Source organism: Pedobacter sp. Leaf216, from assembly GCF_001421515.1.
Taxonomy (GTDB): Bacteria; Bacteroidota; Bacteroidia; order Sphingobacteriales; family Sphingobacteriaceae; genus Pedobacter.
In genome coordinates this window covers 552,555-573,726 of sequence record NZ_LMKM01000012.1, presented here as the reverse complement: position 1 = coordinate 573,726, position 21,172 = coordinate 552,555, and the positions used below count along the sequence as shown (strand labels likewise).

19 protein-coding genes are annotated in these 21,172 nt (G+C 38.2%); 10 read left to right on the top strand and 9 right to left on the bottom strand.

Features of this window, described 5'->3' with window-relative positions:
• Window positions 1-99 precede the first annotated feature (99 nt).
• From ASE74_RS12315 to ASE74_RS12295, 5 genes are all read right to left on the bottom strand, one after another.
• The gene (locus ASE74_RS12315; protein ID WP_055909236.1) at window positions 100-564 is read right to left on the bottom strand and encodes a DUF4920 domain-containing protein; all 465 of its coding nucleotides are present in this window, start codon (window positions 562-564) and stop codon (window positions 100-102) included.
• Between the two features lie 327 nt (window positions 565-891).
• A complete protein-coding gene (gene radA, locus ASE74_RS12310) occupies window positions 892-2,268 on the bottom strand; it encodes a DNA repair protein RadA (RefSeq protein ID WP_055909231.1) in 1,377 nt (458 codons plus the stop codon).
• Between the two features lie 216 nt (window positions 2,269-2,484).
• On the bottom strand, window positions 2,485-4,035 hold the full coding sequence (locus ASE74_RS12305; RefSeq protein WP_055909227.1) for an Rne/Rng family ribonuclease: 1,551 nt from the start codon (window positions 4,033-4,035) through the stop codon (window positions 2,485-2,487).
• A 278-nt stretch (window positions 4,036-4,313) separates the two neighbouring features.
• The gene (locus tag ASE74_RS12300) at window positions 4,314-5,192 is read right to left on the bottom strand and encodes a M48 family metallopeptidase (RefSeq protein ID WP_055909225.1); all 879 of its coding nucleotides are present in this window, start codon (window positions 5,190-5,192) and stop codon (window positions 4,314-4,316) included.
• Between the two features lie 11 nt (window positions 5,193-5,203).
• Window positions 5,204-5,506, bottom strand: coding sequence for an HU family DNA-binding protein (locus tag ASE74_RS12295; RefSeq protein ID WP_055909222.1), 303 nt, complete (start codon window positions 5,504-5,506; stop codon window positions 5,204-5,206).
• Between the two features lie 170 nt (window positions 5,507-5,676).
• Here ASE74_RS12295 and mutY point away from each other — a divergent pair, with 170 nt between their 5' ends.
• Entirely contained in the window at window positions 5,677-6,738 is a 1,062-nt protein-coding gene (mutY, locus tag ASE74_RS12290) for an A/G-specific adenine glycosylase (protein ID WP_055909219.1), read from the top strand.
• Window positions 6,739-6,793: 55 nt separating this feature from the next.
• Complete coding sequence (locus ASE74_RS12285; protein ID WP_055909216.1) at window positions 6,794-7,231, top strand: single-stranded DNA-binding protein; 438 nt, start codon at window positions 6,794-6,796, stop codon at window positions 7,229-7,231.
• Window positions 7,232-7,290: 59 nt separating this feature from the next.
• Here ASE74_RS12285 and glmS read toward each other — a convergent pair whose 3' ends face one another.
• The 3 genes from glmS to ASE74_RS12270 all read right to left on the bottom strand — a co-directional run bounded on the left by glmS (window position 7,291) and on the right by ASE74_RS12270 (window position 11,541).
• Window positions 7,291-9,129 (bottom strand): glutamine--fructose-6-phosphate transaminase (isomerizing), encoded by a 1,839-nt coding sequence (gene glmS, locus ASE74_RS12280; RefSeq protein ID WP_055909213.1) that lies wholly within the window; start codon window positions 9,127-9,129, stop codon window positions 7,291-7,293.
• A 147-nt stretch (window positions 9,130-9,276) separates the two neighbouring features.
• The gene (locus ASE74_RS12275) at window positions 9,277-10,695 is read right to left on the bottom strand and encodes a DUF4270 domain-containing protein (RefSeq protein WP_055909210.1); all 1,419 of its coding nucleotides are present in this window, start codon (window positions 10,693-10,695) and stop codon (window positions 9,277-9,279) included.
• 21 nt (window positions 10,696-10,716) lie between these two features.
• Window positions 10,717-11,541 carry a glycogen/starch synthase gene (locus ASE74_RS12270; protein ID WP_055909538.1) on the bottom strand — a complete coding sequence of 275 codons (825 nt, stop codon included), beginning with the start codon at window positions 11,539-11,541 and terminating at the stop codon, window positions 10,717-10,719.
• A 149-nt stretch (window positions 11,542-11,690) separates the two neighbouring features.
• Between ASE74_RS12270 and panC the strand changes: the two genes are divergently transcribed.
• From panC to ASE74_RS12250, 4 genes are all read left to right on the top strand, one after another.
• On the top strand, window positions 11,691-12,536 hold the full coding sequence (gene panC / locus ASE74_RS12265) for a pantoate--beta-alanine ligase (protein ID WP_055909535.1): 846 nt from the start codon (window positions 11,691-11,693) through the stop codon (window positions 12,534-12,536).
• A 161-nt stretch (window positions 12,537-12,697) separates the two neighbouring features.
• Window positions 12,698-13,048 (top strand): aspartate 1-decarboxylase, encoded by a 351-nt coding sequence (panD, locus tag ASE74_RS12260; protein WP_055909206.1) that lies wholly within the window; start codon window positions 12,698-12,700, stop codon window positions 13,046-13,048.
• Window positions 13,049-13,052: 4 nt separating this feature from the next.
• Complete coding sequence (locus tag ASE74_RS12255) at window positions 13,053-14,033, top strand: lysylphosphatidylglycerol synthase transmembrane domain-containing protein (protein WP_055909202.1); 981 nt, start codon at window positions 13,053-13,055, stop codon at window positions 14,031-14,033.
• Window positions 14,034-14,183: 150 nt separating this feature from the next.
• On the top strand, window positions 14,184-15,323 hold the full coding sequence (locus tag ASE74_RS12250; RefSeq protein ID WP_055909200.1) for an acyl-CoA dehydrogenase: 1,140 nt from the start codon (window positions 14,184-14,186) through the stop codon (window positions 15,321-15,323).
• Between the two features lie 68 nt (window positions 15,324-15,391).
• On the opposite strand, the gene ASE74_RS12245 is transcribed toward ASE74_RS12250, so the two are convergent.
• Window positions 15,392-15,736 carry a phage holin family protein gene (locus ASE74_RS12245; protein ID WP_055909197.1) on the bottom strand — a complete coding sequence of 115 codons (345 nt, stop codon included), beginning with the start codon at window positions 15,734-15,736 and terminating at the stop codon, window positions 15,392-15,394.
• 63 nt (window positions 15,737-15,799) lie between these two features.
• Between ASE74_RS12245 and ASE74_RS12240 the strand changes: the two genes are divergently transcribed.
• From ASE74_RS12240 to infB, 4 genes are all read left to right on the top strand, one after another.
• Window positions 15,800-16,186, top strand: coding sequence for a hypothetical protein (locus ASE74_RS12240; protein ID WP_157255409.1), 387 nt, complete (start codon window positions 15,800-15,802; stop codon window positions 16,184-16,186).
• A gap of 121 nt (window positions 16,187-16,307) precedes the next feature.
• Window positions 16,308-16,772, top strand: coding sequence for a ribosome assembly cofactor RimP (rimP, locus tag ASE74_RS12235; RefSeq protein ID WP_055909192.1), 465 nt, complete (start codon window positions 16,308-16,310; stop codon window positions 16,770-16,772).
• A gap of 2 nt (window positions 16,773-16,774) precedes the next feature.
• Window positions 16,775-18,019 carry a transcription termination factor NusA gene (gene nusA, locus ASE74_RS12230; RefSeq protein ID WP_055909189.1) on the top strand — a complete coding sequence of 415 codons (1,245 nt, stop codon included), beginning with the start codon at window positions 16,775-16,777 and terminating at the stop codon, window positions 18,017-18,019.
• Between the two features lie 62 nt (window positions 18,020-18,081).
• Window positions 18,082-21,168 (top strand): translation initiation factor IF-2, encoded by a 3,087-nt coding sequence (infB, locus tag ASE74_RS12225; RefSeq protein ID WP_055909187.1) that lies wholly within the window; start codon window positions 18,082-18,084, stop codon window positions 21,166-21,168.
• The last annotated feature ends 4 nt before the right edge of the window (window positions 21,169-21,172 follow it).

The following is a 21,172-nucleotide window of genomic DNA, read 5'->3' as shown; positions in this document are numbered from 1 at the left end:
GAACTATTTTCGCATTGGCAAATGCCCTACCTCAAAATCCTCGTTACAAACGGGGACAATTAAGCTTTTTCAGCTCTATATTAGCATCAGATTTCGAACCTATTTATCTAAAATTACCACTCCTTTAGCTTCAAAAGCAAGCTCTTTTTTAGGATCTGTAATTTTTGCTACTTCTTCAGGAGTTTTTTTTGCATCTTCCGCATAATGACGTAAAGTTTCCACAGAAATTGTTTGTTTTTTAGCTAAGCCATCTAAAACAACTTTTTTGCCTACAATATCCATTGGCATAAAAAAGGCATAATCTTTAAATGTTACACGCATCGGTTCACCATTTGGCATTTCGAGGGTCATCCAGCAGCCTTTTTTCTTACATACATCTACAACTTTACCTTCAATTTTCATGTCTGCCGTTTTTTTGTCTCCCATTGCAGCCTCCATTTTTGCTGCCGGTTTTACATTTCCGGGTTTCACTTCCTCTCCGAATTTCTGTCCGTTGTAAGCGGTTTGGGCAAATGCAAATGCTACAGATAGGCATAGGCTTAAACTCAAAATGATCTTTTTCATGTTTATATATTATATGGTTCCGGTTATTATCTTGAACCAAAGTTATTTAATTTTTCTTTAAATAAATTAAAGGCAAAAAAATTCCCCGTTGGTGTCCACCAACGGGGAAAAATCATCCCATTTTCGTAAAGTTCTATAGCCTCATAGAACATACTTTACTAGGCAAAGCTTAATCCAAATCCATCTTTATTTTTTGTTTTAGATGTAAACCGCTAATAATAAGCGGTTTATTTTGTTTTGCCTTTTTATATCGTTTTTGCCAAAATTGTGGAACCGTGGAATTTTTTCTTCTATATGGGGAATGTTGTTGAATTGTTTCCCCAACTATTAGCCAAAAACAAGACTAAAAACTTCTTCTATTTTACTTACCGCTTTTATTTCAAGGTTATACTTTTCTAATGCGATTCCCTTCAAGTTGTATTTAGAAATGTAAATGGTTTCGAAACCCAACTTATCAGCCTCTGCAATACGCTGTTCAATTCTATTTACCGCCCTTATTTCTCCTGATAGCCCAACTTCTGCTGCAAAACAGTTTTTAGATGAAACAGCTATATCCTGATGTGAAGAAATAATGGCAATTAGTACAGCTAAATCAATTGCAGGATCTTCTACCCTTATTCCGCCCGCAATATTTAAGAAAACGTCTTGTGTGCTTAATCTAAAACCGCATCGCTTTTCCAGCACAGCCAAAAGCATATTCATTCTTTTGGTATCAAAGCCCGTTGCAGATCGCTGTGGCGTACCGTAGGCTGCTGAGCTTACCAATGCCTGGGTTTCGATCAGCATTGGTCTGGCGCCCTCTAAAGTAGCTGCAATCGCAATGCCGCTTAGTTCTTCATCACGTTGTGATAGTAAAATTTCTGAAGGATTGGAAACTTCTCTTAATCCACTGCCCTGCATCTCGTAAATCCCTAATTCTGCCGCTGCCCCGAAACGGTTTTTAATTGATCGTAATATGCGGTAAACGTGGTGCCTGTCGCCTTCAAATTGCAAAACAGTATCAACCATGTGTTCCAGTATTTTGGGGCCTGCAATGGCACCGTCTTTCGTAATATGACCTATGAGGAAAACGGGCACACCTGTTTCTTTTGCAAAGCGCAACAGTTCCGCTGTACATTCCCTAACCTGGGATACACTCCCCGGGGTAGAATCGATATGGGCAGAATGAAGCGTTTGGATAGAATCTACAACCAAAATTTCAGGCATTAAAATTTCAATCTGTTTAAAAATATTCTGGGTAGAGGTTTCGGTTAAAATATAACAGTTGGAAGTCGGGTTTTCCTGAATCCGTTCAGCACGCATTTTAATTTGCTGTTCACTTTCCTCCCCAGAAATATAAAGCAGTTTTTTACCTTTTAAATTTAAAGCCAGTTGCAACATCAGGGTTGATTTTCCAATCCCGGGTTCGCCCCCGATCAATACCAACGAGCCTTCTACCAGGCCACCGCCTAACACACGGTCGAGTTCTTTGTCTCCCGTTAATATTCTCCGTTCAGTAGAAGATTGTATTTCATCAACTTTGCTCGGTTTGCTTAATTTACGACTTGATGAATCACTTTTCCAGGTTGGAACAGATGCTGAGCTTTTTTCTACAATTTCTTCTACAAAAGTATTCCATTGGTTACAGGATGGGCATTTACCCAACCATTTTGCTGATTCATAACCACAACTCTGACAGAAAAATGCACTTTTTGTTTTTGCCAATTGATTAAAATTTTAGATTACGAATTTAACCTATCTGAATTAAATTGCTTTTATTTTTTTGAACAATTAAACGTTTGCCAATTTGCGTCGGCACGATATCATAAAAGCGATCGTAATTCCGTGCGGGTGGAAATTAAAATTTATTGCTTTTATTTTATTTAAAACAAAAAAGCCTGAATTTAAAAAATCCAGGCTTATAATTGAATGTGTTTTGAGTTATAGTTTAATCTCTTCGTCTTTTGCGGAGATGAAGTGAAACTCGTTTAAATAATACGATGATTGTGCCTTCACTTTAATCCATTGGCCATATTTAAAGAACCAACGGCGTTGAAGGTTGAAAATTCCTTTTGTTATGTAAGCTTCAATGTATGGGTGCACGGAAAGTGTTACACCTTTTTCATTTTGCTCTCTTAAAATATAATTAAGGTTGTTTTCAATATCATCCATTAAAACGATACTCGCTTTAATTTCTCCTGTACCACCGCAGGCCGGGCATTTTTCTACCGTTACAATATTCATTTCCGGGCGCACACGCTGCCTGGTAATTTGTACCAAACCAAATTTGCTCGGAGGCAAAATAGTATGTTTGGCTCTATCCAATAACATCAGCTCACGCAAATAATCGAATAGCATTTTACGGTTTGTTGGTTTGTGCATATCGATAAAATCGATTACCACAATACCGCCCATATCACGCAAGCGCAATTGACGGGCAATTTCTTTAGCCGCCTCTTTATTTACCTGTAAAGCATTTTCCTCTTGGTTTTCTTTACTGGCAGTACGGTTTCCACTATTCACATCTATTACGTGAAGTGCTTCAGTGTGCTCTACAACTAAGTAAGCACCACCTGGTAAGTTTACTGTTTTTCCGAAAGCATTTTTAATCTGCTTTTCTATCCCGAAGTGATCGAAGATGGGTTCTTTCTGTTTGTACAGTTTAACGATCTTTTCCATTTCCGGAGAAATATCGTGCACATAAGAACGGATATCATCGTACAACTCTGGTGTACTTACGTAAACGTTTGTAAAATCAGGGTTCAGAATATCACGGATTAACGTTGATGATCTGTCCATTTCTCCCCAAACTCTTTTTGAAGGTTCGGTAGCAGGTATTTTTTTAATGAAGTTTTCCCATTTAGCAATTAAATCCAAAAGATCTTTTTGCATTTCGGCAACTCCTCTGCCTTCAGAAACGGTTCTGATAATTACCCCAAAATTTTGAGGTTTAATACTTTCAATAATCTTTTTTAAACGATTACGTTCGGTATTGCTTTTTATTTTTTTTGATACAGATATGGTATTGGAGAAGGGCACCAGTACCACATACCTGCCGGCAATCGAAATGTCGGAACTTAAACGCGGTCCTTTTGTAGAAATTGGCTCTTTTGCAATTTGTACAGGGAGGAGCATGTTTTTACTCAGCACATCAGAAATTTTGCCTGCCTTGTTAATGTCGGCTTCTAGCTTTAAATTATCTAATAATGTGCCTGTAACCGAGCCATTACGCTTGATCTTAGTTAGCTTAATTAAAGATTGCACCTGAGGGCCCAAATCAAAATAATGCAGAAATGCATCCTTTTCATAACCAACATCCACGAAAGCAGCATTCAGGCCGGGCATAATTTTTTTAATGCGGCCTAAATAAATATCGCCTACGGCGTAGTTATTATTGATTTGTTCTTTGTGAAGCTCAACAAGTTGTTTGTCTTCAATCAACGCTATGGTAACTCCGGCAGGAGTCGAATTGATAATTAATTCTTTTACCAACAGCTACAGATTTAAGGCTTTCGCCTATTAACAAATGGATAGTAAATAAAAACATTGATATAGCCTAAATCCATATAATCGAAAATCATATAAATTATTTAAACCTCATAGTGTTTACTATGAGGTTTAATAAGCTTTATCAAAATAAGAAACTATTTTTTCTTATGTCTGTTTTTTCTTAAACGTTTTTTACGTTTGTGGGTAGCCATTTTATGTCTTTTTCTTTTTTTACCGCTTGGCATAGTTTTAAGTTTTAAATGTTTTTATTAATCTGTTAATTAATTTTTATTCTTTAGTTCAGCCACCTTCTTATCAATGAAAGAAGATAAGGTTGGGTTAGCCGCTAATTTTTTGCTTGATAGATAAGCATTTACTGCTTCTTTATTTCTGCCTAAATTTTCTAAAGCTGTTCCTAAATAAAAATAGGCTTCAGGGGTAGGAGCGGCGGCAATTACAGTGTTAAAACGTGGAATTGCTTTGTCGAACTGACCTGATTTTATTGAGAACAATCCTAAATTCATATTCGCTTTTACATTTTTAGGTTCTTTAGCCACAACTTCCAGCAACATTGCAATACCTTGCATTGGTGCGCCTAAGCCATTTACTATCGTTACACCTAAGCCTGTTTTAGCTTCAATGTTTGTAGAATCTTTCTCTAATGCGTTTTTATAAGATGTATTTGCTTTCTGCAATAAAGCAGGTTGTGCTATACTATCCTGTGTACTTTCAAAAGCTTTAACAAATTGATTACCAGATGCCAGCCATGATTTTGATGATGGTTCGGCCTGTGCTACAATTTCTAAATAAAGTGCTGATGGGGTGATTTGCTCTACATCGTCCCATTTCTGGGCCAATTGTTTTGCAAGCTCAATCTTCTCTGCACCGTTTGCGTTTTTGTAAGTGTTTTCTAAAGCTGTAATGTCTGTAGCCAGGTTTTTATTGATTACATTTTTTGCAGCTGTAGATGAAGTTTCGAGGTTTAAGGCCGATAAAGCTGCTGAAGAACCTGCGTTAGCCATTTGGCCGCTTTCAGGCATTTTTCCATTTTCTTCGGTCGGTTTCACCAAACCCTTAATGTCTCTTGTAAATAAAAATGCAACAAGCAATACAATCGCTCCAATAATAATGGTTTGTTTTGATCTGATGTTGCTATTCATAACGTTAAGACTTAGGCTTCTACTTTAATTTTTTTTGAATTGCTTTTCACTTTATCAACAAATACTTTTGCTGGTTTGAAGCTAGGAACAAAATGCTCTGGGATAATTATTGCAGTATTTTTTGAGATATTTCTCGCAGTTTTTTGCGCTCTCTTTTTAACAACAAAGCTTCCGAAGCCTCTAACATATACATTTTCACCGCCAATCATGCTGGTTTTGATAACCTTGAAAAATGCCTCAACCGTTTCCTGTACATCAACCTTCTCAATTCCGGTTTTTGTTGATATTTCTGAAATAATATCTGCCTTAGTCATATTTTATTATTTATTATATTATTGTGTTTTAATATTACTACTGTTTTGGGGTTGCAAAAGTATTGCTTTTTAATGAGATAGGGAAATAAAAGATGATTTTTTTATCTCCAGACTTATCAGTCAATTGCAACTTTTTTTTTAATCGGATAAATACACCGTAATTTGCAGTAATGACATTTCAAAATGAACTCATCAATTGGTATCTGATAAACAAGAGAGATTTGCCCTGGAGGCATACCACTGATGCTTATACCATCTGGTTATCAGAGGTTATCCTGCAACAAACCCGGGTAGAGCAGGGGCTTCCATACTTTAATAAATTTTTATCAAATTTTCCTACCGTTAATGATTTTGCCAATGCAACCGAAGCAAAAGTTTTGAAGCTTTGGCAAGGCTTAGGCTACTATTCCAGGGGCAGAAATATGCATGCCACCGCGCAAATTGTAGTTAAAGATCACCATGGAATCTTCCCAAATCTGCATGATGAGCTGATAAAGTTGAAAGGAATCGGCGAATATACGGCTGCGGCAATATCTTCTTTTTCTTCCGGTGAGGCACGTGCTGTGGTTGATGGAAATGTTTTCCGCGTGCTTTCGAGGTACTATGGCATTGATACGGCAATCAATTCTCCGGCAGGTAAAAAACAGTTCTTTTCCTTAGCAAACGAGTTGCTTTTTAAAGAAGATCCGGCACTGTATAATCAAGCTATAATGGAATTTGGGGCAATACAGTGCAAACCAAAATCTCCCAATTGCGGCATTTGTCCATTAAACCAAACCTGTTATGCTTTCACTCATCATGAGGTAAATGCGCTTCCTGTTAAAATAAAAAAAGCCGCACAGAAGCACCGTTATATTAATTATTTCATTTGTTATGATCATGAAAAGGTGCTCGTTAAAGAAAGGCAGGCTGGAGATATATGGCAGCATCTATACGATTTTCCGAGCCTTGAAACCACGGCGGAACTCGGATTTAATACCGGAATATTTATTGATCAGGTTAAAGAAGCCTTTGGCAATGATGTAAATTTTAAATTTATCAGCGCAAAAAAACACCTCTTGACTCACCAAATAATCCATGTTCAATTTTTTGCATTAAAAAATTATATATTTAACTTTAATAAACAAAAGGAACTTAATTGGGTTTCTTTAAATAAGTTAGATGAGTTACCGCAACCAAAAGTAATCCACGATTTTATACAGGAATACTTTTATAAGCACAAAATGGAGTAACTAACCATCTTAGCGGTGCACATTAACAAAACGAAACAACTAACCAAAAATATTTATGTCTGGGATTAACAAAGTTATTTTAGTAGGCCACTTAGGCAAAGACCCTGAAGTGCGACATTTAGACGGTGGCGTAACTGTAGCCAGTTTCCCGCTAGCTACATCGGAAACATACAACAAAGACGGCAAAAGAGTAGAACAAACAGAATGGCACAATATTGTGTTATGGAGGGGTTTGGCTGAAGTTGCTTCAAAATACCTCCAAAAAGGTAAACTGGTTTATATCGAAGGAAAATTGAGAACGAGATCTTTTGAAGACAAAGAAAAAGTAAAAAAATATGTGACAGAGATTGTTGCCGAAAATTTTACCATGTTGGGCAGAAAAAGTGACTTTGAGCAAAGTCCGACAACACCTGTACATCAAAATACAGAATCGAAGATTGAAGATGAATTTACGATCGGCTCAGCTGATGAAAGCGGAGATCTTCCTTTTTAAAAAAATACAAATCAATAAAAAAAGCTACCTGATGAGAGGTAGCTTTTTTTATGCCTAAATTATTCAACTGTTACCGATTTAGCTAGGTTTCTTGGCTGATCAACATTACAACCCCTCATTACTGCAATATGGTAGGAGAGTAACTGAAGTGGTATAGTAGCCAAAAGCGGCAAAAATGCTTCGTTTGCATCAGGTATTTCAATGCAGTAATCGGCCATTTTTTTAACTTCAGTATCACCCTGGGTTACAATGGCAATAACTTTTCCTTTCCTGGCTTTTACCTCCTGGATATTGCTGATTACTTTTTCATATGAGGAATTTTGCGTGGCAATAAAAACCACAGGCATCTCTTCGTCAATTAAGGCGATTGGGCCGTGTTTCATCTCTGCGGCAGGATAACCTTCGGCATGGATATAAGAAATCTCCTTGAGCTTTAAAGCCCCTTCTAATGCCACAGGGAATCCGCTACCTCTTCCTAAAAATAAACAATTGGTAGAATCTTTTATTTTTTCTGCAACTTCTTTAATTAAATCGTTTGATGATAGCGCGAACTGGATTTTTTCAGGAATATTATCCAATTCTGTTAAAAGTTCAATCAGTTTTGAAGTGGTGATGGTTCCTTTTTGTTGGGCCATGTAAAAAGCCATCAAAGTTAAAACCGTTACCTGTGCCGTAAAAGCTTTGGTTGATGCTACCCCGATTTCAGGACCAGCATGCGTGTAAACCCCAGCATGCGTTAATCTTGGTATAGAAGCTCCAGCAACATTGCAGATTCCAAAAATGGTTGCCCCACGTTCTTTTGCCATTTCGATAGCAGCCATCGTATCGGCAGTTTCTCCTGATTGTGAAATCGCAATTACTACATCTTTCTCTGTAATAATCGGGTTTCTATACCTAAACTCAGAAGCATACTCCACCTCAACAGGGATGCGTGCATACTCTTCAATAAGGTACTCGCCAACCAAACCTGCATGCCACGATGTTCCGCAGGCCACAATAATTATCCGATCGATATTTTTTAATTTTTCTGCAAATTCTTTAATTCCACCAAGCTGAACTTTTCCTTCTGCAGGATAAATCCGGCCGCGCATACAATCTTTAATAGAGCGTGGTTGTTCATAAATCTCTTTAAGCATAAAGTGCTCAAAGCCGCCTTTTTCCAACATTTCAAGCTGTAACTGCAATTCCTGGATCAATGGTGTTTGCACCGCATTATCCAAACGTTTAACCAAAAGATCATCTTTGGTTACCAGCGCAATCTCATTATCATTAAGGTAAATTACATTTTTGGTGTATTCGATAATCGGTGTAGCATCAGAAGCAATAAAATATTCGCCCTTGCCAACGCCAATCACCATCGGACTCCCTTTTCGGGCTGCAATTAACCGATCAGGATGATCTTTATCCATAATTACAATCGCGTAAGCACCAATTACTTCCATTAGTGCCAAACGAACAGCTTCCAACAGGTCAATATTTTCTATTTTTTGGATTTCTTCAATCAGGTGGATCAAAACCTCTGTATCCGTATCACTTTTAAATTCGTGCCCACGGCGGGTTAACTCTTCTTTTAACGTAGCATAGTTTTCAATAATCCCGTTATGGATGATAGAAAGCTTATCGTTATTTGAAGTGTGCGGATGGGAATTACGGTCAGAAGGTACGCCATGTGTAGCCCAACGCGTATGCCCCATGCCTACTGTGCCGGATTTATCCTGGTCTTCGGCAAATTCTTCCAGAACGGCAACTTTTCCCGCTTTTTTGTAAATATGTTGTCCATCGTTATTCATCAGTGCAATTCCAGCACTGTCATAACCGCGGTATTCCAGTCTTTTAAGTCCTTTAAGTACAATTGGCCAAGCTTCTCTATAACCAATATAGCCTACTATTCCACACATAAGTTTGAATAAATTTTAATTCTGTAAACATACTAAACAAACGTTTGACTTAGGTGAATTTTGAGTGAATTTAAATTTATGGAGAAACCACAGGACAAAAAAAATCTCCTGTTCTTTTGAAACAGGAGATTAAAATGAGTTGATATATTAATTAATCTTTGTATAATAAATATTCAGCTTCAACTTGTTTGTTGTTAAGTTTGTTGCTCCTATTATCGATCTTTCTGCAGAGGTTGCAGTTGGTACAACCTGAAAATTGTTAAAAGATGTTGGCGCAAGAAAGGTACCATTATCTTCTGTAGTTTTGTCAATTAAGCCTTGAACATAACTGGTTACAATAAATATATAACGGTTTTTTAAAGCATCAAAATAGCCTCCAAACAATGCATCTCCACCTGTACTGCTTGTAAAAGTAGTATAATCTGGAATACTTACAGGTTGTTGTGCAATATCCCAACGGTATAATGAAAGCCTTTGTGCAGCATTAAAAGGATAAGCAGGGGCGCCACCGCCCAACTCTACTACCAGTTCTGCCTTATTAACAATCGCTTTTCCGTATAGGTTGGTAAAAGATGTTAAATCAGGGAAGCTCAGCTTCGTTTTTACACCTGCAAGGCCTTGTAAATAAGTTACATTATATGATGCTGCAGGAGCAGAAATCTGTTCTTGTACAGGAGTGCCTGCGTAATCGTGTTTTATGTTTGCGGCCACACCCGAAATTACACTTGTGCCGCTGCTGCCATTGCTAACCAATACTCCAATCGGGAAGTTTACCGTTGCGGTATCTATGCCGCTTGATGAATTTACTTTCTTCCAAACCAATTGTAAATAAGAATCGGTACCTGTAAAGTTAAAGAAAGCAATACCCCCAACACCTGTTGAAGATGTTTTGTTGATTTGGGCGTATAAACCTTTAAAAGCATCAATAAATTTAGCATTTGAAGCAGTTCCGGTTGTACCCAGGTTCAAAATGTTATTCTGTATAAATGCTTTATTTAAAGGAATTCTGATCTGTGCCGGTACTGTTTTTAAAGTATCAGCTTTACCAGTAACAATATCAAATATTTTTGCTTTTGTATTTGGTGCAATTTTGCCGGTAAAATTTCCTAGCAAGGCGTTGTTAAAAGTCTGTACATCAGAACTTTTATAGTTTTCAACCTTGTTTGCCAATTGATAAACATCAATGCTGTATTTAGAATTGGTTGTATCTCCATAAAATTTGGTTGCCGTACTGGATTCATCAAGTTTTAATACCAAAACTGCCGAATCAAGTGTTGGAGAAGTTCCAAAATCAGTACTTACAACAGGATAAACAGTCATGGCCAAACTCGCCTCGGTTTTACCGAAAACAGGATCTGTCATATAGCCTAGCGGATAACGGTTTAATCCAAAAGTGTTTGCGGCAGTTTCCGGAACGAGTTGAGATTTTACCGGAGATACCACAAGCGTTCCGGTAATTGCAGTATTCGGATCAACATCTAAACCCACACCGTCGGGATTTTTACATGATGCAAAAAGAAAAAGACCTATCAACAGGGTTAATAAGTCTTGTTTTGTAAATTTCATATTTAAAATAATAATACCTAATTAAGCAACTGAAACCAATTCGTCATTTGAAATTTCTTCATAAAAAGTATAGAAGTTTTCAAAATTCTCGGTTAAGTTAAAAGCTAATGTTGGCTTATTGGAATCTTTAACAAATTTTAACACATCTTTATCCAGGTTTTCATCTGCTAAAACCACTGCATCTGAGTGTGTTATTGCGCCAATGTGCATGCTGTTGCAATCAGATGGTAAAAAAGCTTTTGTGTCGTCTTCCGTCATATTTGCCATTACAGCTTTCTTTGCAAAATCAGCATTTAATTTTTCTGTAAAGCCATCCTCATAAATTGAATACACTACTTTCGAATTTTTAAAAGTAGGATCGTTTTTATAGGTAGTTTTAATATAAGCAGGAACCAACGAGCTCATCCAGCCGTGGCAATGAACGATATCTGGTGCCCAACCTAATTTTTTAACGGTTTCTAAAGCGCCTTTGCAGAAGAAAATTGTGCGTTCATCATTGTCATCAAAGAATTTTCCGCTGGCATCTCTAAATACCTGTTTGCGCTGAAAATATTCTTCGTTGTCTAAGAAATACACCTGCATGCGTGCAGCTGGGATGGAGGCTACTTTAATGATTAAAGGGTTATCATTGTCATCAATAATGATGTTCATTCCCGATAAGCGTATTACTTCGTGTAAACGATTTCTTCTTTCGTTGATGTTACCGAATTTTGGCATTAAGATGCGGATTTCGAATCCTTTCTCTTGCATTGCCTGCGGTAACTGGCGCGTAATTTCAGAAATTTTAGTAAGCTCGAGGAAAGGCGACATCTCGTGTGTAACAATCAGCAGCTTCGTTTTTGCCATCTCCATATTCTAAGAAAATATTAAGTTAAATAAAAGATAATGAGCTGCAAAGGTAAGCATAATAATACTATTTATCAATATAGCAAGCATTTGTTTGGTTTCGTTTAGATTAATTTACACCTTTACGGCTTTAATTTAGATTGTCCGAATTGGAAATATTTAAAACCAAAGCAGCGCTTAAGGCTTTTTTAAAACCTTTAAAAGCATCAGCTAAAAAAATAGCATTAGTACCTACTATGGGTGCCCTGCACAATGGCCACATATCTTTGATAAAACTGGCCCAGCAAAATGCCGATATCATTATCTGTAGCATTTTCGTAAATCCAACACAGTTTACAGATCCGAAAGATTTGGAAAAATATCCCCGCCCCATTGAGCATGATTTAGCTATGCTCGAAGATGCAGGCTGTAATGGTGTATTTATGCCCAACGTGGAGGAAATGTATCCCGCCGGAGCAGACGAAGCCTGGCATATCGACTTAGGCAATGCAGAATTTTTACTCGAAGGCGAATTTAGAAAAGGCCATTATCAGGGCGTAACACAGATTGTAAAAAAGCTGTTCGATGCCGTTGAGCCCGATGTGGCCATGTTCGGACAAAAAGATTTTCAACAAGTATTGATGATCAAGAATATGCTGGCTTATTTTAAGTTGCCTATTACCATTATTACCTGCCCGATTATCAGAGAAGATGATGGCCTGGCCATGAGTAGCCGCAATATTCACTTATCGGCCAGCGATCGCGAACATTCATTGGTGCTGAGTAAATCGCTGCAATTTGTTATCGATCATTTTAATGAATACCCATTAGAAGAATTAGAAACCAAAGCAAAATCGTTCTATAAAAATATAGATGGTGTAGAACTCGATTATTTTACGATAGCCAATGGCGATACGCTGGAACCCGCTAAATCTAAAGATGAAAATAATCTCGTTGCCCTGGTTGCTGCAAAAGTTGGTTCAACAAGGTTAATCGATAATATGATTATTAAGTAATAAATGATGTAGTTGTTTAATGTTTCATTGCCTTATGGCTATTGGCCTAAGCTTTTAAGCTGTCTGCAATGCACCATCACGATTTACCTTTAACATTCTGCTCCTTTGTGAAACTCCAAACTGATGACGGAAAACTCCAAACTGATTACTAACTTTGCCAAATGGTTATTACAATATTAAAATCGAAAATACACCGTGTTAAGGTAACACAGGCCGAATTAAATTATGTTGGCAGTATTACGATAGATGAGGATTTGATGGATGCAGCTAACATTATTGCTAATGAAAAGGTGCAGATTGTAAATAATAATAACGGCGCACGTTTCGAAACTTATGTAATTAAAGGCGAGCGCGGTACCGGAACCATCTGTTTAAACGGCGCAACAGCACGGTTAGCACAGCTTGGCGATATCCTTATTATCATGTCATACGGGTCACTACCAATAGAAGAAGCTAAAAAATACAACCCGATCCTTGTTTTTCCAGATGATAACAACCACTTGCTAAAATAACCTTGTGACATTCGACCTCAAAACAGCGCTAAAATACATCATCCTGTTTTTAATAGGAATAGGGGTATTATATTTAGCTTTTCGAGGTCAGGATTTAGGTAAGATTTGGCAGGAAATTAAAACTGCTGATTATTTTTGGGTCATCACATCTGCCGTGGCCGTTTGGATAGCACACGTTTTACGGGCCCTGCGCTGGCAGATGCTCTATCAATCCATCCATTATAAAGTAAGTTTCTGGAGTGCTTATCATGCTGTAATGATCGGCTACCTTGCCAACCTGGCTTTGCCACGCTTTGGAGAAATTGGTCGCTGTTCCGTTATTCACAAAGCAGAAAAAGTACCTATGTTTGCCTCTATAGGTACTGTAATTACTGAGCGGCTTTTCGATATTGTAATGCTTTTGCTCACTAGCCTGGCCGTGCTGCTTTTTCAATACAACATTGTTTCGGGCTTTCTGTATAATACCATCTACCTCAACCTGGTAAAAAAAATAAACACCGTTAATTATTTGTGGCTTATTATAATCGGTATACTGGTTATAGTATTTATCGCAGCCGGAATCTATTTTCTCCGTCAAAAATTCAGCAAAAAATTCTTGCGCACATTTGTAAGCTTGCGCCAGGGGTTTGGTTCTTACAGTAAACTTAAACGAAAAGGATTATTTTTAACCTATACACTGGGAATATGGATTTTCTATTCACTCTCCATGTATTTTGCATTTTCATCTATTGAAGCTACTTCCGGTTTGCATTTTAACGCTGCTTTTACCGCAATTGTGTTTTCTGGTTTCGCAATGGCAGCCCCGGTTCAGGGCGGTATAGGTGTTTTCCACTGGATGGTTGCCCAATCCTTAGTATTGTACGCCGTATCTTTTAAAGATGGATTGGCCTATTCTACCATCATTCATTCCTCGCAGGTTTTGCTCATTCTCATTTTAGGGAGTTTGAGTTTATTCCTGATCCTGACCAAAAAAGAAACAAAATAACTCTTTATTTAGGCGTTTAACACGCTGCATGCCCTGGCTTTTTAATTATCCTTCCAATAAGCCCTAATTAAAAATAAATTACTATGCAGCCATAGTAATTTCAATCAGAAATGCTACATTTGATTTACTAACCTTTTATACATAAATGTTATGCATTTTGAATTAAGTGAAGAACAATTAATGATCCAACAGGCTGCACGCGATTTTGCGCAGCAGGAGTTAAAACCTGGAGTGATCGAAAGAGACGAGCATCAAAAATTTCCGGCAGAGCAAGTCAAAAAGCTTGGGGAATTAGGTTTCCTGGGAATGATGGTGAGCGAAAAATATAACGGTAGCGGACTGGATGCCATTTCTTACGTACTGGTGATGGAAGAGCTGTCTAAAATCGATGCCTCTACCTCAGTAGTCGTTTCGGTAAATAATTCTTTGGTTTGCTACGGATTGGAGGCGTACGGTAACGAAGCCCAAAAAGAAAAATATTTAAAACCATTGGCGGCTGGCGAAAAGATCGGGGCATTTTGTTTATCGGAGCCAGAAGCAGGATCTGATGCTACATCGCAGCGTACCACAGCAGAAGATAAGGGAGATTATTATTTGCTAAACGGTACTAAGAATTGGATTACCAATGGCAGTACAGCCTCAACCTATCTTGTTATTGCGCAAACACATCCCGAATTAAGGCACAAAGGCATAAATGCTTTTATTGTAGAAAAAGGAACGGAAGGTTTTACCATTGGGCCAAAAGAAAATAAATTGGGTATCCGAGGTTCTGATACGCATTCTTTAATGTTTAACGATGTTAAAGTTCCGAAAGAAAACAGGATTGGTGAAGACGGTTTCGGGTTTAAGTTTGCCATGAAAACGTTAGAAGGGGGAAGGATAGGTATTGCTGCACAGGCTTTGGGCATTGCTCAAGGTGCTTTTGAGTTGGCTACGCAATATGCCAAAGAACGTAAATCTTTTGGTAAACCAATTGCTGAGCATCAGGCCATTGCATTTAAACTGGCCGATATGGCTACACAGATAGAAGCGGCCAGGTTGCTGGTGTACAAAGCCGCCTGGTTGAAAGATCAGGGATTGCCTTATACTCAGGCAGGATCAATGGCTAAACTTTTCGCCTCAAAAGTAGCAATGGATGTTACCATAGAAGCCGTACAGGTACATGGTGGTTATGGTTTCGTAAAAGAGTACCATGTAGAGCGTTTAATGCGAGATGCCAAAATTACGCAGATTTATGAAGGAACTTCTGAGATCCAGAAAATGGTAATATCTAGAGAAGTTATCCGGTAGTCTTTTAGTCAAAAGTCTGTAGTCCTTAGTCCAATTTGACTCATGACTACAGACTCACGACTCCCAACTTATTCTTTCTCTCCGGCTACCGCACTAAATACTGCTTTGATCAGGGCAACAACTATGGCTAAAAATGCAGCTGCAATAAAGCCTGAAGTGTTAAAAGAAGTCATCATTTTATCCACCAATAAAATCATCAGTACGGTAATAATGAATGATACCAGGCCAAGCGTTAAGAAATTTACCGGAAAAGTTAACAACCTTAAAATAAACCCGATGGTTGCGTTAGCAAGTGCAATTAAAACCGCGGCGATAATGGCGTTTCCGTAACCATCTATAGTTACACCAGGCACAAGTCTTGCGCCAATAAAAAAGGCTAATCCCATTAAAAGGATTTCGATAATAAATCTCATAAATGTTTATTTTTGTTAATGTTTAAATGCTTTTTAAAATACACGGTTTTAATAGTTGTTTTCATGTTTGTACTTTCATGTTCGAATACAAACAACAAACCGATAATTAAGTTTTCGGTAGACAGCACTTCAATAGTAATTAAAAATATTGACGAGGCGAGCCTGTTGCAGGCTAAAAATGCCTATAAAGCTAACATTGATACACTTAATTTAATTTCGGTTTTAATAAAGCCGGGTGATCAGGATAGTATACAAGATGAATTGATTGTGCCCGGGAAGATTAAAATTGTAGGCGATTCGTTGGTTTTTAGTCCCGCTATGCCCTTTGTACAAGGAAAAGATTATTTAGTCGAAAGTTATTTGGGTGTAAAATTTGCAACCGTGGGAAATCTTATTTCGGGTACTGCAAAACATAATTTACAAGCACAACGACAAACACTTAAGCGGTAATAATCAGCATAATAATTACAGCAACTGTTTGATTTTTTGTAAAATTTTAGTACATTTGCATCGTAATCGAAGAAAAGAGAAGGGGACAGTGTCCCCTTTTTCTATGAAATCAGGTTAAAATATGCAGGTAGAAAAGAGAGTTGCAGTCCTCGTAGAGGAAAAGATAGCAGATCGGCCAGAACTGTTTTTGGTTGAAGTAAAAATGTTGCCAAACAATAAGCTGATTATCCATGTTGATGGCGACGAAGGCATTAGCATACAGGATTGTGTGGCAATAAGCAGGCATGTTGGTTTTCATCTCGAAGAAGAAAACACAATAGAACAGGCTTATAATTTAGAAGTTTCTTCTCCGGGTGTTGGTGAGCCTTTAAAACTGATCCGTCAGTACAATAAAAATATTGGCCGTACGGTAAGTATTAAATTGAAAGAAGGCTTAAAAAAGGAAGGAAAACTGCTGGAAGTAACTGAAAATAACCTGCTGATTGAAGAATCGGTTAAAGAAAAGGGAAAAAAGGCGGTAACCATTGAAACAAATGTTCCGTTTAATGATATATTAGAAACAAGTGTGTTAATTTCATTTAAGTAAAAATGAGTACTACAACAATTAATTTGATCGACTCTTTCCAAGAGTTTAAAGATTTCAAAAATATAGATCGCCCAACGGTGATCAGTGTGCTGGAAGAAGTTTTTCGTAGCATGTTGCGTAAAAAATACGGAACAGACGAAAACTGTGATGTTATTGTGAACCCTGATAACGGAGATTTGGAGATCTGGAGAACGAGAAAAGTAATGGAAGATGGCTTTTCTGAGGATGATGATTTAGAGATCGAACTTGCTGAAGTAGCTAAATTAGATAACACTTTGGAAGTTGGCGATGATTATATCGAGCAGATTACATTGGAAAGTTTTGGTCGCAGGGCAATTTTAGCAGCACGCCAAACTTTGGTTTCTAAAGTATTGGAGTTAGAGAAAGATGAAATTTTCAAAAAATATAAAGACAGGGTAGGCGAAATCGTTACTGGTGAAGTTTACCAGGTTTGGAAAAAAGAAACTTTGGTTTTGGATGATGAAGGTAACGAACTTTTAATGCCTAAAACGGAGCAGATTCCTGCAGATTATTTTAAAAAAGGTGATTCTGTGAGAGCGGTGATCTCTAAAGTAGAAATGATTAACGCAAATCCGAAAATTATCATTTCTAGAACAGCACCAGAGTTTTTACAACGTTTGTTCGAGCAAGAGGTTCCGGAAATTTTCGACGGTTTAATTACCATCAAAAAAATCGTACGCGAACCTGGCGAGCGTGCAAAAGTTGCTGTAGAATCGTATGATGACCGTATTGATCCGGTAGGTGCCTGTGTGGGTATGAAAGGATCGCGTATTCATGGTATTGTTCGCGAATTGAAGAACGAAAACATTGACGTGATTAATTTCACAAATAATATTTCATTATACATTACCCGTGCTTTAAGCCCGGCAAAAATCACTTCCATTAAATTGGATGATGAAACCAAACACGCATCGGTTTATTTAAAACCAGATCAGGTTTCATTGGCAATTGGCCGCGGTGGACATAACATTAAACTGGCTGGTAAACTAACCGGTTACGAAATTGATGTATATCGCGAGGCCGGAGAAGAAAGTGATGAAGATGTTGATTTAGAAGAATTCTCAGATGAGATTGATAGCTGGATCATTGATGAATTAAAGGCTATCGGTTGCGATACTGCTAAAAGTGTATTAGCACTTACTGTAGAAGATTTAGTGAAACGCACCGACCTTGAAGAGGAAACCATTAAAGAAGTGGTTCAAATTTTGAAGTCAGAATTTGAATAAGTGGTGTAATTGCCAAATAAACACTACTTTTGTATTAAATAAAAAACAATAACAGGAGCTAAATGTCAGACGACAAACCAATCATTTTAATTAAAGCTATTAAAGAACTTAATATAGGCATGGGTACGGCCGTTGAGTTTTTAAACAAAAAGGGGTTCTCTGCCGAGAAAAGCCCTATGTTTAAACTTACGGGAGACATGTATAATGCCTTATTGAAAGAGTATCAGGGAGATAAGATCGTAAGAGAAGAAGCCAAACAAATAGTGATTGGTAAAATACGTCGTGACGAGCCTGAGACTGAAAAGCCAGTAGAAGCGCCGAAGAAGAATACCGATTTTGAGAAAAACGAAGAGATTTTAATAAAAAATGCTCAGTCGTTTACTCCTCCACCGGTAGAAAAACCAAAGGTTGTTGAAACACCTAGGGTAGAAACGCCAGCGCCAACACCAGCACCTGCGGCAGCAGTTGAGCAAGTAAAAGAAGCAAAAGCAGAAGATAAGGTTGAAGAAACTGGATTGCCAGGTGTTAAAATTGTAGGAAAGATTGATTTAAACGATCTTAATTCTAAAACACGCCCAGTTAAGCGTGAAGAAGCGCCTGTAGCACAAGCACCTAAATCACCAGAACCTGTAAAACCAGTTGAACAGCCAAAAGCTGAAGTAAAACCGGTTGAGGTTAAAAAGGAAGAAACACCTGCTACGCCTGCACCAGTTGTAGAAACACCAGTTGTTAAAGCTCCAGAGCCTGCAAAACCAGTTGAACAACCAAAAGTGGAAGAAAAACCAGCTGAAGTAAAACCGGCAAGCAACGAGCCTGAAGTAATTAAAGCGCGTACTGTTAAATTAACTGGACCGAACATTATTGGTAAAATTGTTTTACCAACCGTTCCTGATAGAAGAAATGGTCCGGTAGCATCATCTAGTGATAGTGAGGCTGCAAAACGCAAGCGTAAACGTAAAAAAACTCCGGGAGCACCAGGTCAGCCAGGTCAACATGGAGGTCAAGGTCAGCAAGGTCAAAATAATCCTGCAGGGCAGGGGCAAGGTCAAACTGGTTCGCCAGGGCAACCTCGTCAGCCTTATCAAGGCAACAGACCTGGAGGTGGCACACCATACCAGGGTAACAGACCAGCCGGGCAAGGAGGAACTCCATATCAGGGCAATAGAAATAACAACAATAACAGACCAGGTTTCCAAAATAGAAATGCTACCCCTAGCGGCCCTAAAGAAGAACCTACTGAGAAAGAAATTCAAGATCAGATTAAAGCAACACTTGCCCGTTTAAGTGGAGCAGGTAAATCTGGAAAATTTGCACAACGTGCTAAATTGCGTCGTCAGAAACGTGATGATGTTGCGTTTAATGCTGAAGAAGCTGCAAATGAGCTTGAATCGCAATCGAAAATATTAAAAGTAACAGAGTTTGTTACGGCTAACGAGTTAGCAAGCATGATGGATGTACCAGTTACCAAAATTATTGGTACTTGTATGAGTCTTGGTATGTTTGTTTCCATCAATCAGCGTTTAGATGCTGAAACGTTAACTATTGTAGCAGATGAGTTTGGTTACGAGATTCAATTCGTTAAACCAGATGAAGATGAAGAAAATGTAATTGAGGAAGAAGATAACGAGGCAGATTTAATCGAAAGAGCTCCGGTTGTAACGATTATGGGTCACGTCGATCACGGTAAAACCTCATTGCTGGATTATATCCGTAAAGCAAATGTAGTGGCTGGTGAGGCCGGTGGTATTACACAGCACATTGGTGCTTACATGGTAACTACGCCAACCGGTAAAAAAGTAACTTTCTTAGATACTCCAGGTCACGAAGCCTTTACCGCGATGCGTGCACGTGGTGCCAAGGCAGCAGATATTGCAATTATTGTTATCGCTGCGGATGATGCAGTGATGCCTCAAACAAAAGAGGCAATTAACCACGCACAAGCAGCAGGTGTACCATTGGTATTTGCTTTTACTAAAGTAGATAAACCAGGTGCAAATGCAGATAAAGTGCGTGAGCAGTTATCGGTAATGAATATTTTGGTTGAAGATTGGGGTGGTAAATATCAATCACAGGAAATTTCAAGCAAAAGTGGCTTAAACGTTGATTTACTTTTAGATAAAGTATTATTAGAGGCTGAATTATTAGAACTTAAAGCAAATCCGAATAAGAGAGCTACAGGAACTGTAATTGAGTCGGCATTAGATAAAGGACGTGGTATTGTAACTACAGTATTGGTTCAGGCTGGTACATTAAGGGTTGGAGATCCAATCTTAGCAGGTAGTTACAGCGGACGTGTAAAAGCATTAACCAACGAGCGTGGTGCTAAAGTAGATTCAGCAGGTCCATCACAACCGGTACAGGTTTTGGGTATGCAGGGTGCACCTACAGCAGGTGATCGATTTAATGCTTTAGAAAGTGAAACTGAAGCACGTGATATTGCAAATAAACGTATGCAATTGCAACGTGAGCAGGGATTACGTACTCAGAAACACATTACATTGGATGAGATCGGCCGTCGTTTGGCAATTGGTAACTTTAAAGAGCTTAACATCATTGTTAAAGGTGATGTGGATGGTTCGATTGAGGCATTAGCCGATTCATTGTTAAAACTGTCTACTGAGCAGATTCAGATCAATATCATCAGTAAAGGTGTTGGTCAGATTTCAGAATCTGATGTATTGTTAGCTTCAGCATCTGACGCGATTATTATCGGTTTCCAGGTTCGTCCATCAACAGGTGCACGTAAACTTGCAGAAGCAGAACAAATCGATATCCGTTTATATTCTATCATCTACGATGCAATCAATGAGATTAAATCGGCAATGGAAGGTATGTTGGATCCAGAGTTTGAAGAGAAAATTGTGGCTAACGTTGAAATTCGCGAAACTTTCAAAATCACTAAAGTGGGTACCATTGCAGGTTGTATGGTATTGGATGGTAAAATTACCCGTAACAGCAAGATCCGTATCGTTAGAGATGGCGTTGTAGTGTATACAGGTGAACTTGCATCGTTAAAACGCTTTAAAGATGATGTGAAAGAGGTGAATAAAGGTTATGAGTGTGGTTTAAACATACAGAACTTTAATAACATCGAAGTTGGGGATATCGTTGAAGCTTACGAACAAGTAGAAGTAGCTAGAAAACTGTAATATC

Bases quoted from the DNA above. Each gene is read 5' to 3' on its own strand.
- ASE74_RS12315 (WP_055909236.1), bottom strand. From the start codon at position 564: ATGAAAAAGATCATTTTGAGTTTAAGCCTATGCCTATCTGTAGCATTT.
- ASE74_RS12300 (WP_055909225.1), bottom strand. From the start codon at position 5,192: ATGAATAGCAACATCAGATCAAAACAAACCATTATTATTGGAGCGATT.
- ASE74_RS12295 (WP_055909222.1), bottom strand. From the start codon at position 5,506: ATGACTAAGGCAGATATTATTTCAGAAATATCAACAAAAACCGGAATT.
- mutY (WP_055909219.1), top strand. From the start codon at position 5,677: ATGACATTTCAAAATGAACTCATCAATTGGTATCTGATAAACAAGAGA.
- ASE74_RS12285 (WP_055909216.1), top strand. From the start codon at position 6,794: ATGTCTGGGATTAACAAAGTTATTTTAGTAGGCCACTTAGGCAAAGAC.
- glmS (WP_055909213.1), bottom strand. From the start codon at position 9,129: ATGTGTGGAATAGTAGGCTATATTGGTTATAGAGAAGCTTGGCCAATT.
- ASE74_RS12275 (WP_055909210.1), bottom strand. From the start codon at position 10,695: ATGAAATTTACAAAACAAGACTTATTAACCCTGTTGATAGGTCTTTTT.
- ASE74_RS12270 (WP_055909538.1), bottom strand. From the start codon at position 11,541: ATGGCAAAAACGAAGCTGCTGATTGTTACACACGAGATGTCGCCTTTC.
- panD (WP_055909206.1), top strand. From the start codon at position 12,698: ATGGTTATTACAATATTAAAATCGAAAATACACCGTGTTAAGGTAACA.
- ASE74_RS12250 (WP_055909200.1), top strand. From the start codon at position 14,184: ATGCATTTTGAATTAAGTGAAGAACAATTAATGATCCAACAGGCTGCA.
- ASE74_RS12245 (WP_055909197.1), bottom strand. From the start codon at position 15,736: ATGAGATTTATTATCGAAATCCTTTTAATGGGATTAGCCTTTTTTATT.
- ASE74_RS12240 (WP_157255409.1), top strand. From the start codon at position 15,800: ATGTTTGTACTTTCATGTTCGAATACAAACAACAAACCGATAATTAAG.
- rimP (WP_055909192.1), top strand. From the start codon at position 16,308: ATGCAGGTAGAAAAGAGAGTTGCAGTCCTCGTAGAGGAAAAGATAGCA.
- nusA (WP_055909189.1), top strand. From the start codon at position 16,775: ATGAGTACTACAACAATTAATTTGATCGACTCTTTCCAAGAGTTTAAA.
- infB (WP_055909187.1), top strand. From the start codon at position 18,082: ATGTCAGACGACAAACCAATCATTTTAATTAAAGCTATTAAAGAACTT.